Origin of the sequence: Pseudonocardia spirodelae (assembly GCF_037727765.1) — a bacterium.
GTDB classification, from domain to species: Bacteria; Actinomycetota; Actinomycetes; order Mycobacteriales; family Pseudonocardiaceae; genus Pseudonocardia; species Pseudonocardia spirodelae.
Genome location: NZ_JBBJUP010000022.1, coordinates 34,946 through 48,205 on the forward strand (window position 1 = coordinate 34,946; position 13,260 = coordinate 48,205).

Sequence of the window (13,260 nt, forward strand, 5' to 3'; positions counted from 1 at the left end):
CGGCGCGGCGCGATCCGGCCCACGATGGGCCGGTGACCGATCCGCGCCGGCGCCACTACGGCGTCCTCCACGGCTGCGCGCCCGTCCCGGCCGGACCGCTGGCCCTGGTGTGGGGCAACTGCCAGGCCGAGGCCGTGCGGGTGCTGCTCGCGACGGTGCCGGACCTGCCGGTGACCCCGGTGCGGATCCCCCCGGTGCACGAGCTGACCGCCGCCGACCTCGACCTGCTGGCACCGCTGCTCGCCCGGACCCGGCTGCTGGCCGCCCAGCCGGTCCGCGACGGCTACCGCGGGCTGCCGCTCGGGACGGCCGAGGTCGCCGCGGCCCTCCCGGCGGCGGCGACGGTGGTGCGCTGGCCGGTGGTCCGCCACCCCGCGCTGCACCCCTGGTCGGCGATCGTGCGCCACCCGTCGGACCCGGCCGCCGTCCCGCCGCCGGTGCCGTACCACGACCTGCGGGCGCTGGCCGCCGCCGCGGGCCGCCCGGCCGGGGCGCCGCCGTCGGCGGGGGCGCTGGCCGAGGTCGGGGCCCGCGGGGTGGCCGAGCTCGCCCGCCGCGAGGCCCGCGACACCGACGTCGGGGTGGCCGACGTCATCACCTCGTTCGGGACCGCCGCCGCGCACACGCTCAACCACCCGGGCAACCCGGTGCTGCACTGCCTGGCCGCGCGGATCCTGGACACCGCCGGGCTGCCCGCGACCGTCGGCGACCCGGGTCGTGACCTGCTCGGCGGGATCCGGTCCCCGCTGCGCCGCGACGTGCTCGACGCGCTCGGGCTGCCCGGGCCGGCCCGCGGGCACTGGCTCGACGGCGACCGCCCGGTCGGCGAGGACGAGGTGCTCGCCGCGCAGCGCGGCTGGTACGCCGCGCACCCCGCCTGGGTGAGGGCGGGCGTGGCGCGCCACGCCGACACGCTGGAGATCCTCGGCCTGTAGGGACGGGGCCGCGCAAGGTCGAGTTGTGGGCCCGGGCGGGGCCCCGCATGATCGGAGCGCGTCCGGGTTCAGCAACAGCTCGCACGGTGTCCCCGTCCCCGAGCCCCGGAGCGTTGTTCGATGATCCTCCCTGTCGTGCGCCGGTGAGCGCCCGGATCGCGCTGATCGCGTCCGCGCGCTACCCCATCCGGGAACCGTTCCCGGGCGGGCTGGAAGCGCACACCGCCGGGCTGGCGGACCGGCTGCGCCGTCGCGGCCACGACGTGACCGTGTTCGGCGCGCCCGGCTCCGACCCCGGGCTGCGCGTGTCCGCGATGGCCGCGCTGCCCCCGATCTCCGACGCCGCCCGCAGCGACGTCGGCATGCCGCCGGAGTGGTTCCTCGCCGAGCACCACTCCTACCTCGAGCTGCTGCTGGCGCTCTCGCGCGAGCGCGGCCGCTACGACGTGGTGCACAACAACTCCCTGCACTATCTGCCGCTGGCGCTGGCCGGCACCCTCGACGCGCCCGTGCTGACCACGCTGCACACCCCGCCGACGCCCTGGATGGAGTCCGCGGTGCGCCTGGGCGACCCGCGGCGGCTGCGGTTCGCCGCGGTCAGCGCGCACACCGCGGCGGCCTGGGCGCCGACCGGGGCGCGCGCCACCGTCGTGCGCAACGGGGTCGACACCGCGGCCTGGGGGTACGGGTCCGGCGGCGGTGTGCCGGTGTGGTCGGGCCGGATCGTGCCGGAGAAGGGACCTGTCGAGGCCATCCGCGCCGCCCGCCTCGCCGGCACCGGGCTGCGCCTGGCCGGTCCCTGCCCGGACCGCGGCTTCTTCGACTCCTGCGTCGCGCCGCTGCTCGGCGGGGACGTGACCTACCTGGGGCACCTCGACCACCGCGCGCTGGCCCGGCTGGTCGGCGACGCGAGCGTCGCGGTCGTCTCCCCGTGCTGGGACGAGCCCTACGGCCTGGTCGTCGCCGAGGCGCTGGCCTGCGGGACCCCGATCGCCGGGTTCGCCCGCGGTGCGCTGCCCGAGATCGTCGACCCGGCGTGCGGGGTCCTCGTCGCACCCGGCGACGTCGAGGGCCTGGCCCGGGCCATCCCGGCCGCGGCGGCGCTCTCGCGCACCGACGCCCGCCGCCACGCCGAACGGACCTGCTCCGCCGAGGTCATGATCGACGGCTACGAGCGGCTCTACGGCGCGCTGGCGGCGGCGTGAGCACGGTCGTCTACTACGTCCACCACCACGGCAGCGGCCACGCGCACCGGGCCGCCGCCATCGCCGCGCACCTGCGCACCCCGGTCGTCGGGGCCGGGTCGCGGCCCGCCCCCGCGGGCTGGCCCGGCCCCTGGCACGAGCTGGCACCCGACACCGGCGGCACCGGCGGAGGTGACCCCGACGTCACCGCGGGCGGGACGCTGCACTGGGTGCCCCGCCACCACGACGGGCTGCGCGCCCGGGCCGCCGCGGTCTCCGCCCTGCTGGCCGCCGGACCGGCCCGGCTGCTGGTCGCCGACGTGTCGGTGGAGATGGCCGTGCTGGCCCGGCTGCACGGGGTGCCCGTGGCCGTCGTCGCCCAGCCCGGCGACCGGGGTGACCGCGCCCACCGCACCGCCTACGACCTGGCCGAGGTGCTGCTCGTGCCGTGGCCGCGGACCCCGGCGCGGCCGTGGCGGACCGAGCTCGCCGCGCGCACCGTGCACCTGGGCGGGCTCTCCCGTTTCGACGGCCGTCGCGCGGCTCCGCCACCCGGGCGGCGGCGGGTGCTGCTCCTGACCGGCAGCGGCGACGACGGTGCCGACCCCGACGCGGTGGCCGCCGCCGCGGCCGCCACCCCCGGCTGGACGTGGCACGTCGCGGGACGGCTGCGCGGCCCGCTCCCGCCCGGCGCACCACGCACCCTGACCGTGGGCGGCTGGAGCGAGGACGTGTGGGCGCGGCTGCAGGGCGCCGACGTGGTCGTCGGGCACGCCGGGCAGAACGTGGTCGCCGAGATCGCCGCCGCGCGGCGGGCCGCTGTGATCGTGCCCGCGCAGCGCCCGCACGGCGAGCAGGCCGCCACCGGTGCGGCGCTCGCGGCAGCCGGGCTGGCGGTCGTCGAGCCCCGCTGGCCGGACCCGCGGGACTGGCCAAGGGTCCTCGGGCGGGCCGCGGGGCTGGGCGGCGCGGGCTGGTCGCGGTGGAGCGACGGCCGGGCCGCGGCGCGGGCCGCCGCCGTCCTCGACGGGATCGTCGCGGGCGCCGACGCCGGCCCGCACCGGCCCGCGGCGTGAGCGCCGCAGCCGGGCGCGGCGCGGTCGCCGTCGTCACCGTCGTGCGGGGGCGGGCGGACCACCTGGCCCGCCAGCGACGGCTGCTGGCCACCGGCCCGGCGATGACCCACGTGGTCGTCGGGATGGGTGGGGCCCCCGACCTCGACGGCGCCGGCCCGCCGACCCGGGCGCTGACGGTGCCCGCACCCGGCCCGCTCCCGCTGGCCCGGGCCCGCAACGCCGGCGCGGCCGCCGCCCTGGACCTGGGCGCCGGGCTGCTGGTGTTCCTCGACGTCGACTGCCTGCCCGGCGAGGAGCTGATCGACCGCTACGCCGACGCGGCGGCCGCACGCCCGGACGCCCTGCTCGCCGGGCCGGTGACCTACCTGAGCGAGGGGGTGCTGCCCGAGCGCGACCTGCACCGCCACCTCGACCCGCACCCGGCCCGGCCGTCGCCGGAGCCGGGCGTGCTGGTCGACGAGCCGCGCCGCGAGCTGTTCTGGTCGCTGTCGTTCGCCGTGACCGCCCGGGCGTGGACCGCCGGCGGCGGGTTCTGCGAGCGGTACGCCGGCTACGGCGCCGAGGACACCGACTTCGCGCTGTCCTGCGGGCTGCCGCTGGTGTGGGTGGGCGGGGCGCACGCGCTGCACCAGCACCACCCGCCGGCGCGCACGGACCCGGACCGGGTGGCGGAGATCGTCGGCAACGCCCGGGTGTTCCGGTCGCGCCGGGGCTGGTGGCCGATGGCGGGCTGGCTGCGCGAGCTCGACGCGGCGGGCGCGGTCGAGTTCGACCCGGAGCGCGACGTGCTGCGGGTCGTGTGAGGCCGGTGGCCGCGGCTCAGCAGGCGCAGAACTGGACCGGGCGCATGCAGGTGTAGCAGAGGCCCCCGGCCGGGGCGGAAGGCGTGCGGCGCAGCCACCACCGGTGGGTACGGACGGGAACGGACATGGGGTGTCAGTACCCGCCCCGGCACCGCTCACGCCCCGTGCGACCGACTTGGGGACGGGCGGTCGGAAAGCGGCGCCGGACGGGGTGGCGGGCCGGGGCCACCCGGGTGAACGGTCGTCCTCCGCGGGTGTCCGGCCCGCCCGGGTCACTGCGGGCCGCGGGCCCGCAGCTCCTCCACCCGCTCCATCGCCGTCCGCAGGTCGCTGAGCCAGTCGTCGGAGTGCCGGCCGACCAGCCGGACGCACCAGGCGAGCGCGTCGGAGCGGGACCGGGCGACACCGGCGTCGACGAGGGTGTCGAGCACCCGTCGCTCGGGCTGACGCAGCCGGGTCATCACCGGCACCGACAGCGTCGTGAACAGCTCGCGGGTGCCGCCCTGGCGCACGCCCCAGGCGACCCGGCGCGCCCAGCGGTGCTCCGCCTGGCGGGCGACGGCGATCCGCTCGTCGCGGGTCTCCTCCCGGAAGCGGGCGATCCGGCCCGCCTCGGCGGCCGCGCGGGCGGCCCCGCCGTCGTCGGACTCCCCCGTGCCCGGCACCTCCGGCAGCGGCGGCAGCTCCCCGACGACGACGATCTCGTCGCGGTCCACGGTCACCTCCGGCGCCCCGGTGAACCAGCCGTCGGGCAGCCGCCCGGCGAACCAGGCCGCGGCGTCGTCGGCGGGCGGCGGGTCGGCCTGCGGTCCGCCCGGTCGTCCTCGTCCTGCTCTCATCACGCACCTCCAGGTCGGATGATTACAGAATTACACCGCTACACCACAGAGGCAACCGCCGCCGGGATCAGGCCGCGACCTGGGCGACGAGCAGCCCGGCGCCGAGGGTCACCATCGCCGCCCCGGCGACCCGCGACACGACCCGCGCCGCGGCCGGGCGGGCACCCAGCACGACCCGGGCGCCGAAGCCGACGCCGGCGTAGACCACCGCGCACCCGGCCACGTGCACCAGCCCGAGCAGCACGATCTGCCCGCCCGGCGACCACGCCGCGGACGGGTCGGTGAACTGTGGCATCAGGGCCAGGAACAGCAGCAGCGCCTTCGGGTTGAGCCCGCTGACGCCCGCGCCGCGCACGAGGTCGCCGACCGCGGAGCCGCCGGCCTCCGGAGCCGCGACGACCGGACCGGCCGGGCGGCGCAGGGTGGCCGCGCCGAGCAGCACGAGGTAGCCGGCGCCGACGGTGGTGAGTACGGCGAGCACCTCCGGGCGGCGCGCCACCACCGCCGCGACACCCGCCGCGACGAGCGCGGTCAGGGCCAGGTGCCCGCCCAGGAGCCCGGCCAGCGACGGCAGCACGGCCCGCCCGCGCACCCCCGCCCGGATCATGTACGCCCAGTCCGCGCCCGGGGTGAGCACCAGCAGCAACGACAGGCCGGAGAACCCCAGCACGCTCGCGATCGGCATGCCACGACGCTAGGTCGCCGCCCCCGGGAGGTGGTCCCGAACTTGCTCGCCCGGCGGGTGTGTACGGCAAGATCCTGCCGTATGGACGCCATCGACCGGAAGATTCTTGCCGAGCTGCAGGCCGATGGCCGGCTGACCGTCACCGAGCTCGCCGAGCGCGTGCAGCTGTCGCTGTCGCCGTGCCACCGGCGGCTGCGGGCGCTGGAGTCCTCCGGCGCGGTCGCCGGCTACCGCGCCCACCTCGACGCCCGCGCCCTCGGGCTGGGCTTCGACGCGCTGGTGTTCGTGACGATGCACGAGGCCGTGCGCGACACCGTCGAGGCGTTCGAGTCGGCCGTGGCCGGCATCGAGCACGTCGTCACCGCGCAGCGCCTGTTCGGCGACCCGGACTACCTGCTGCGGATCATCACGCGGGACCTGCCGGCCTTCCAGCGGCTCTACGACGAGCGCCTCACGACGCTGCCCGGGGTGCAGCGGCTGTCCTCGACGCTGGTGATGAAGGACGTCGTGGCCGACCGGGGGCTGCCGCTCGAGGCCGGGGCGGGCGGCCGGTCCCGGTAGCCGTCGCCGGCCCGGTGGCGCACGGTGGACGGAGGCTGCCCCGGTGTCCTGCCGGGCGTCCCGGGCTGCACGATGCTCAGGACGAGCACGCGGTCCGTGCCGAGGGGAAGATGAGGTTGATGACGAGCACCCTTGCCAAGACGCTCACCCACTGGGTCGCCGGCAGGCCCGCCGAGGGCACGTCCGGGCGGACGTCGGAGGTGACCGACCCCGCCACCGGCGAGGTCACCGCCCACCTGCCGCTGGCCTCGGACGCCGAGGCCGCCGCCGCCGTCGCGGCCGCGAAGGCCGCCTTCCCGGCCTGGCGCGACACCAGCCTGAGCCGGCGCACCCAGATCCTGTTCCGGTTCCGCGAGCTGCTCAACGCCCGCGCCGGCGAGCTGGCGGAGCTGATCACCGCGGAGCACGGGAAGGTGCTCTCCGACGCCGCCGGTGAGGTCGCCCGCGGCCAGGAGGTCGTCGAGTTCGCCTGCGGGATGCCGCACCTGCTGAAGGGGTCGGCCACCGAGAACGCCTCCACCGGCGTCGACGTGCACTCGGTGCGCCAGCCGCTGGGCGTCGTCGGGATCATCTCGCCGTTCAACTTCCCGGCGATGGTGCCGATGTGGTTCTTCCCGGTCGCGATCGCCGCCGGGAACACCGTGGTGCTCAAGCCGTCGGAGAAGGTGCCCTCGGCCGCCCTGTGGCTCGCCGAGCTGTGGCGCGAGGCCGGCCTGCCCGACGGCGTCTTCACCGTCCTGCACGGCGACAAGGTCGCCGTCGACCACCTGCTGACCAGCCCGGACGTCAAGTCGATCAGCTTCGTCGGCTCGACCCCGGTCGCCCGCTACGTCTACGAGACCGGCACCGCGCACGGCAAGCGCGTGCAGGCGCTCGGCGGGGCGAAGAACCACATGGTCGTGCTGCCCGACGCCGACCTCGACCTCGCGGCCGACCAGGCCGTGAACGCCGGGTTCGGCTCCGCGGGCGAGCGCTGCATGGCGATCTCCGCGCTGGTCGCGGTCGGCGACATCGCCGACACCCTGGTGGAGAAGATCGCCGAGCGGGCCCGCGCGCTGCGCACCGGCGACGGCCGCCGCTCCTGCGACATGGGGCCGCTGGTCACGAAGGCCGCCCGGGACCGCGTGTCGGGCTACGTCGACGCCGGGGAGCGCGAGGGGGCCACGGTCGTCGTCGACGGCCGCACGGCGTCCTTCGACGCCGACGGGTCCGGCTTCTTCCTCGGCCCGACCCTGCTCGACCACGTCGGCACCGGCATGAGCGTCTACACCGACGAGATCTTCGGCCCGGTGCTGTCGGTCGTGCGCGTCGACAGCTACGAGGCCGCCGTCGACCTGGTCAACGCCAACCCCTACGGCAACGGCACCGCGATCTTCACCAACGACGGCGGCGCCGCGCGCAGGTTCCAGAACGAGGTCGAGGTCGGGATGATCGGCGTCAACGTGCCGGTCCCGGTGCCGATGGCGTACTACAGCTTCGGGGGCTGGAAGAGCTCGCTGTTCGGCGACACCCACGCCCACGGCACCGAGGGCGTGCACTTCTTCACCCGCGGCAAGGTCGTCACCACCCGCTGGCTCGACCCGAGCCACGCCGGGGTCGACCTGGGGTTCCCGACCAACGGCTGACGCCCGCGCGGCACGTCCGGAACGTTCGTCGTCCCCGCAGGTGTGAGCGGCCCGTCGTGAGGTACCCCGGGCCATGACCTCCTTCCTCGGACGGCTCGCCGACCGGCTGCGTGGACGCACCCCGGCCGAGGACGTCGAACCCGACCCGCATCTGGCCAGTTCCCGCGAGACCGGCGGCCTGCCGGGGGCGGAGGGCGGCGACGCCGTCGCGACCACCGGGACCGGCGACTCCGGCGAGTTCGTGGGCAGGGTCGCGGGCCGCGACGAGGGCTTCGCCGGCGAGACCGGTGCCGAGGCCCGCGCCGAGGCCGGGGAGCCCACCGCCGACGACGCTCCCGACCGGGACCCGGACCCGCGCTGACGCACCGGGTCCGGCGGGGTCGGCGGCACGACGGGGTGCGGTGAGCGGGACACCGGGTGGCCGCGCGAGCGGTGTCCCTTCCGGACGGTCATGCTGGGCACCTCCGGACCCGTCCGGAGCCGGGTCGGCGACCCCGGTGCGGCGCCGTCCGCCGGGCGGCTCCGTGACGGGGGCTCCGGCCGCGGAAGGACGTGGGACAGGTGACCGAACGGGTCGACGCCGTCGTGGTCGGGGCCGGGCACAACGGCCTGGTCGCGGCGAACCTGCTGGCCGACGCCGGATGGGACGTCCTGGTCTGCGAGGCCGCCGACGCCCCGGGCGGCGCGGTGCGCTCGGCCGAGATCACCGCGCCCGGGTTCGTCAGCGACCTGGCCAGCGCATTCCACCCGCTGGGCGCCGCGTCGCCGGTGCTGCGCGAGCTGGACCTGGGCGCCCACGGCCTGGTGTGGCGGCACGCGCCCGCGGTGCTCGCCCACCCCACCGCCGACGGGCACTGCGCGGTGCTGCACCGCCGCCTCGACGACACCGCCGCGGCCCTCGACGCCGACCACCCCGGCGACGGCGACGCCTGGCGCGCCCTGGTCGCGCAGTGGGACCGGGTGGCCGCGGACCTGCTCGACGCGGCGCTGCGCCCGTTCCCGCCCGTCCGCCCCACCGCCCGGCTGCTGCGCCGCCTCGGCGCCGGCGACGCCCTGCGGCTGGCCCGGATGCTCGCGCAGCCGGTCACGGCGATGGCGCGGGAGCACTTCGGCGGCCGCTCCGCGCCGCTGCTGCTCGCCGGCAACGCCCTGCACACCGACCTCGGCCCGGACTCGGCGGCGAGCGCCGCCTACGGCTGGCTGCTCGCGATGCTCGGCCAGCGGGTCGGCTTCCCGGTGCCCGCGGGCGGGGCCGGGTCGCTGACCGGCGCGCTCGTCGCGCGCCTGGCCGACCGGGGCGGACGCGTGCAGTGCGGACGGCCGGTCCGGACCGTCCTGGTCGACGGCGGCCGCGCCCGCGGCGTGGTCGACGCCGACGGCGCCCGGGTCCTCGCCCGGCGTGCCGTGCTCGCCGACGTCGACGCCCCGCGGCTCTACCGCGACCTGGTCGGCGAGGCGCACCTGCCGGCCCGGTTCGTGGCCGACCTGGCGCGGTTCGAGTGGGACCACTCGACCGTCAAGGTCGACTGGGCGCTCGACGGGCCGGTCCCGTGGACCGCGCCGGGCGCCCGGTCCGCGGGGACCGTGCACGTCGGCGCCGACGTCGACGGGCTGCGCCGCTACGCCGCCGACCTGACCGCGGGCCGGCTGCCCGGCACCCCGTTCCTGCTGTTCGGGCAGATGACCACCGCCGACCCGGACCGCTCACCGCCGGGTACGGAGTCGGCCTGGGCCTACACCCACGTGCCCCGCGGGCTGGGGTGGGGCCGCGACGACGTGCTGCGCTGGGCGGACCGGATGCAGCAGGTGGTGGAGGAGCACGCGCCCGGGTTCGGGTCGCGGGTGCGGGCGCGTGCCGTCGCCGGGCCGGCCGACCTGCAGAACCGCGACGGCAACCTCGTCGACGGGGCGATCACCGCCGGGACCTGCGCGGTGCACCAGCAGCTGGTGTTCCGCCCGGTGCCCGGTCTCGGCCGCGCCGACACCCCGGTGCCGGGCCTGTTCCTGGCGGGTGCGTCGGCCCACCCGGGCGGTGCGGTGCACGGCGGCCCGGGCGCCAACGCCGCGCGGGCCGCGCTCGCCGCGTCGGGGGCGACGGGCCCGCTCTACCGCGCCGTCGTCGGTCTCGCCCACCGCGCCCTGCACGCCTGACCCCGCCCCGGGCGGCGGCGGGGCCGGCTCGCCGGAGCCGTCCTACTGGGGCCGGTCGAAGTCCTCGGGCAGTGCGGTGTCGAGGAACCGGCGGAACCGCTCGACCTCGTCCGCGCCGCCGCCGGGCCCCTCGACGGTCACCGTCGCCGGGTCGACCCCGGCGACGGCCAGCACCTCGTCGTCGACCTCCAGCGGTGCCCCGGCCTGCAGGGCGAGGACCACCGCGTCGCTGGTACGGGCGTCGATGCGGGTGCCGTCGTCGAGCTCGAGCTCGGCGTGGAACACGGCATCGCGCAGCGCGTGCACCCGGACCCGGGCGAGCCGGCGCCCGGCGGCGCTCAGCACGGCGCCGATCAGGCGGTGGGTGCCCGGGCGGGCGCTGTGGACGCCCTCCAGCGCGGCGGCCGCGGCGAGCGCCTCGGCCTCCCCGACCGCGACGGCCACGATGCGCCCGCCACCCCCGGTCTCCTCCAGCAGCACGACGCGGTCCGACGTCGTCGTGTCCGTCCCGACCGCCTTCACCCGCACGCCGGCCATCGGCCCCACTCCCCTCGCCGCGGACCGCCTCGGGTACCCCCGGTCCCCGGCGTTCACACCGGCGGCGGCACCGGCGCTCAGCCGTCGCCGCGGACCCGGCGCTTGTTCCAGACGTCGAACGCCACGGCCAGCAGCAGCACCAGGCCCTTGACCACCGACTGCACGGACTGGTCGACCCCCATGAGCTGCATGCCGTTGCTCATCACCGCCATGATCAGGCCGCCGACCAGCGCCCCGACCACGGTGCCGACGCCGCCGGTCACCGCCGCGCCGCCGATGAACGCCGCGGCGATGGCGTCGAGCTCGAACATCGTGCCCGCCGCGGGCTGCGCGCCGTTGGAGCGCGCCGAGTAGATGACCCCGGCGACCCCGGCGAGGAAGCCCATGTTCACGAAGATCCAGAACGTGACGCGGCGGGTCCGCACGCCCGACAGCCGGGCCGCCGCGGCGTTGCCGCCCAGGGCGTAGACGTGGCGGCCGAACACCGTGCGCCGGGTGACCAGGCCGTAGGCGATGACGAGCACCGACAGCACGATCAGCACCACCGGCAGGCCGCGGGAGGTCGCGAGCTGCCAGGCGAAGGCCAGCACCACCAGCCCGACGAGCGCGATCCGGCAGGCGAACAGCGGGAACGACTCGACCTGCTGCAGGTCCAGCACCCGCGCGACCCGGGCCCGGTGGGCGAGCACCGCGTACCCGGCGACGCCGACGGCCGCGATCAGCATCGTGAACGCGTCGTAGCCCTGCCCGCCGATCAGCCCGTTCAGGAACCCGCCGGCGAGCTGCTGGTACTCCGACGGGAACGGCGAGAGCGAGATGTTGCCGAGCACCTGCAGGGTCATGCCACGGAACAGCAGCATCCCGGCCAGGGTCACGATGAACGCGGGGATGCCGACGTAGGCGACCCAGAAGCCGTGCCAGGCCCCGACCAGCAGACCGGTCCCGACGGCGGCGGCCACCCCGACCCACCAGGGCAGCCCGTCGCCGATGACGAGCACGGCCGCGATCGCCCCGGTCAGCGCGACCACCGAGCCCACCGACAGGTCGATGTGCCCGCCGACGATCACGATCACCATGCCGATCGCGAGGACCAGGATGTAGGAGTACTGCAGGACGATGTTGGTGATGTTGCCCGGGCTCAGCGACACCCCGCCGGTCAGCACCGCGAACAGCGCCACGATCGCGACGAAGGCGATGGAGATGCCGCTCTGGCGCAGGTTGCGGGTCAGCAGGGTGCGCAGGTCGGAGGTGCCGGTGTGCAGCGCGGTGCCGCCGCGCTCCCCGGCCGGGTCCCTCTTCGGCAGCGTCGTGGTCATGCGGCGGTCTCCGGCTCGTCGGTCGTCAGCGTCATCAGGGCCATCAGCCCCTCCTGCGTCGCCTCGCCGACCGGCACCTCACCGGTGATCCGGCCGGCGGACAGGGTGTAGATGCGGTCGCAGATCCCGAGCAGCTCCGGCAGCTCGGAGGAGATCACCAGCACCGCCTTCCCGGCCGCGACGAGCCGGTTGACGATGGTGTAGATCTCGTACTTCGCGCCGACGTCGATGCCGCGCGTCGGCTCGTCGAGGATCAGCACGTCGGGCTCGGTGAACAGCCACTTCGCCAGCACGACCTTCTGCTGGTTACCGCCGGAGAGCGTCCCCACCCGGGTGCCGACGCCCGCGGTGCGGATCCCCAGGTCGCGCCGGTACTGCTCGGCGACGCGGCGCTCGCGGTCGCCGTCGACCCAGCCGGCCCGGGCGAGGCGGCCGAGACCGGCGGCGGAGACGTTGCGGGTCACGTCGTCGATCAGGTTGAGGCCGTAGTGCTTGCGGTCCTCGGTGACGTAGGCGATGCCCGCACCGACGGCCTCGGCGACGGTGCGCGTGGACACCTCGCGGCCGCCGACGTACACCCGCCCCCCGGTGTGGCGCCCCCAGCTGCGCCCGAACACGCTCATCGCGAGCTCGGTGCGCCCGGCGCCCATCAGCCCGGCGATCCCGACGACCTCGCCCGCCCGCACGGTGAGCGAGGCCCCGTCGACGACGGTGCGGTCCTGGGTGGGGTGGCGCACCGTCCAGTCCTCGACGCGCAGCATCTCCTCCCCCGGCGCGGACTCACGGCCGGGGTAGAACGAGTCGAGGTCGCGCCCGACCATGCCGCGGATGATGCGCTCGCGCGGGCGCGGCTCGTCGGCGACGGCGAAGGTCTCGACGGTGGCGCCGTCGCGGATCACCGTCGTGCGGTCGGCGACCGCGACGATCTCGTCGAGCTTGTGCGAGATGATGATCGCGGTGATCCCGCCGTCGCGGAACCGGCGCAGCAGGTCCAGCAGGTGCGCGGAGTCGGTGTCGTTGAGCGCCGCGGTCGGCTCGTCCAGGATCAGCAGCCGCACGTCCTTGGCCATCGCCTTGACGATCTCGACCAGCTGCTGCTTGCCGACGCCGAGGCGCCCCACCGGGGTGGCCGGGCTCTCGTCGAGCCCGACCTCGGCGAGCAGCGCGGCGGCCTCGCGGTGCGCCCGTGCCCGGTCCACCAGGCCGAACCGGCCGCGCCGCTCGTTGCCCAGGAACACGTTCTCCGCGATCGACAGGTGCGGCACCAGCGCGAGCTCCTGGTGGATGATCACGACGCCGCGGGCCTCGCTGTCGCGGATGCCGGCGAACCGGGCGGGCTCGCCGTCGAGGACGATCTCGCCCTCGTAGTCGCCGGCCGGGTGCACCCCGGAGAGCACCTTCATCAGCGTCGACTTCCCGGCGCCGTTCTCCCCGCAGATCGCGTGGATCTCCCCGCGCCGCACCTGCAGCGAGACGTCGGAGAGCGCGGTGACCCCCGGGAACGTCTTGGTGATCGAGCGCATCTGCAGGACCGTGTCGCCGCCCGGC

Annotated in this window: 13 protein-coding genes; 8 read left to right on the top strand and 5 right to left on the bottom strand. The window is 76.7% G+C overall.

What is annotated here, in order from left to right:
* The first annotated feature begins 32 nt into the window (after positions 1-32).
* The 4 genes from WJX68_RS22270 to WJX68_RS22285 all read left to right on the top strand — a co-directional run bounded on the left by WJX68_RS22270 (position 33) and on the right by WJX68_RS22285 (position 3,998).
* Positions 33-935, top strand: a complete 903-nt coding sequence (locus tag WJX68_RS22270) for a WcbI family polysaccharide biosynthesis putative acetyltransferase (protein ID WP_340294290.1) — start codon at positions 33-35, stop codon at positions 933-935.
* 143 nt (positions 936-1,078) lie between these two features.
* A complete protein-coding gene (locus WJX68_RS22275) occupies positions 1,079-2,140 on the top strand; it encodes a glycosyltransferase (RefSeq protein WP_340294292.1) in 1,062 nt (353 codons plus the stop codon).
* Complete coding sequence (locus tag WJX68_RS22280; RefSeq protein ID WP_340294294.1) at positions 2,137-3,195, top strand: glycosyltransferase; 1,059 nt, start codon at positions 2,137-2,139, stop codon at positions 3,193-3,195. The genes WJX68_RS22275 and WJX68_RS22280 overlap by 4 nt, the downstream gene beginning before the upstream one ends.
* A complete protein-coding gene (locus WJX68_RS22285; protein ID WP_340294296.1) occupies positions 3,192-3,998 on the top strand; it encodes a glycosyltransferase family 2 protein in 807 nt (268 codons plus the stop codon). The genes WJX68_RS22280 and WJX68_RS22285 overlap by 4 nt, the downstream gene beginning before the upstream one ends.
* A 272-nt stretch (positions 3,999-4,270) precedes the next feature.
* On the opposite strand, the gene WJX68_RS22290 is transcribed toward WJX68_RS22285, so the two are convergent.
* Together WJX68_RS22290 and WJX68_RS22295 are read right to left on the bottom strand one after the other, a co-directional pair.
* Positions 4,271-4,837, bottom strand: a complete 567-nt coding sequence (locus WJX68_RS22290; protein WP_340294298.1) for a hypothetical protein — start codon at positions 4,835-4,837, stop codon at positions 4,271-4,273.
* 67 nt (positions 4,838-4,904) lie between these two features.
* Positions 4,905-5,522: a LysE family translocator gene (locus WJX68_RS22295; protein WP_340294300.1), complete on the bottom strand. Its 618-nt coding sequence runs from the start codon at positions 5,520-5,522 to the stop codon at positions 4,905-4,907.
* An 81-nt stretch (positions 5,523-5,603) separates the two neighbouring features.
* Between WJX68_RS22295 and WJX68_RS22300 the strand changes: the two genes are divergently transcribed.
* From WJX68_RS22300 to WJX68_RS22315, 4 genes are all read left to right on the top strand, one after another.
* Positions 5,604-6,083 (top strand): Lrp/AsnC family transcriptional regulator, encoded by a 480-nt coding sequence (locus WJX68_RS22300; RefSeq protein WP_340294302.1) that lies wholly within the window; start codon positions 5,604-5,606, stop codon positions 6,081-6,083.
* A gap of 119 nt (positions 6,084-6,202) precedes the next feature.
* A complete protein-coding gene (locus WJX68_RS22305) occupies positions 6,203-7,708 on the top strand; it encodes a CoA-acylating methylmalonate-semialdehyde dehydrogenase (RefSeq protein WP_340294304.1) in 1,506 nt (501 codons plus the stop codon).
* 73 nt (positions 7,709-7,781) lie between these two features.
* Positions 7,782-8,069 (top strand): hypothetical protein, encoded by a 288-nt coding sequence (locus WJX68_RS22310; protein WP_340294306.1) that lies wholly within the window; start codon positions 7,782-7,784, stop codon positions 8,067-8,069.
* A gap of 200 nt (positions 8,070-8,269) precedes the next feature.
* On the top strand, positions 8,270-9,859 hold the full coding sequence (locus tag WJX68_RS22315; RefSeq protein ID WP_340294308.1) for a phytoene desaturase family protein: 1,590 nt from the start codon (positions 8,270-8,272) through the stop codon (positions 9,857-9,859).
* A 42-nt stretch (positions 9,860-9,901) separates the two neighbouring features.
* Here WJX68_RS22315 and WJX68_RS22320 read toward each other — a convergent pair whose 3' ends face one another.
* The 3 genes from WJX68_RS22320 to WJX68_RS22330 all read right to left on the bottom strand — a co-directional run bounded on the left by WJX68_RS22320 (position 9,902) and on the right by WJX68_RS22330 (position 13,235).
* Entirely contained in the window at positions 9,902-10,396 is a 495-nt protein-coding gene (locus WJX68_RS22320) for a bifunctional nuclease family protein (protein WP_340294310.1), read from the bottom strand.
* Between the two features lie 77 nt (positions 10,397-10,473).
* The gene (gene mmsB / locus WJX68_RS22325; protein ID WP_340294312.1) at positions 10,474-11,712 is read right to left on the bottom strand and encodes a multiple monosaccharide ABC transporter permease; all 1,239 of its coding nucleotides are present in this window, start codon (positions 11,710-11,712) and stop codon (positions 10,474-10,476) included.
* Complete coding sequence (locus tag WJX68_RS22330; RefSeq protein WP_340294404.1) at positions 11,709-13,235, bottom strand: ATP-binding cassette domain-containing protein; 1,527 nt, start codon at positions 13,233-13,235, stop codon at positions 11,709-11,711. The genes mmsB and WJX68_RS22330 overlap by 4 nt, the downstream gene beginning before the upstream one ends.
* Between the last annotated feature and the right edge of the window lie 25 nt (positions 13,236-13,260).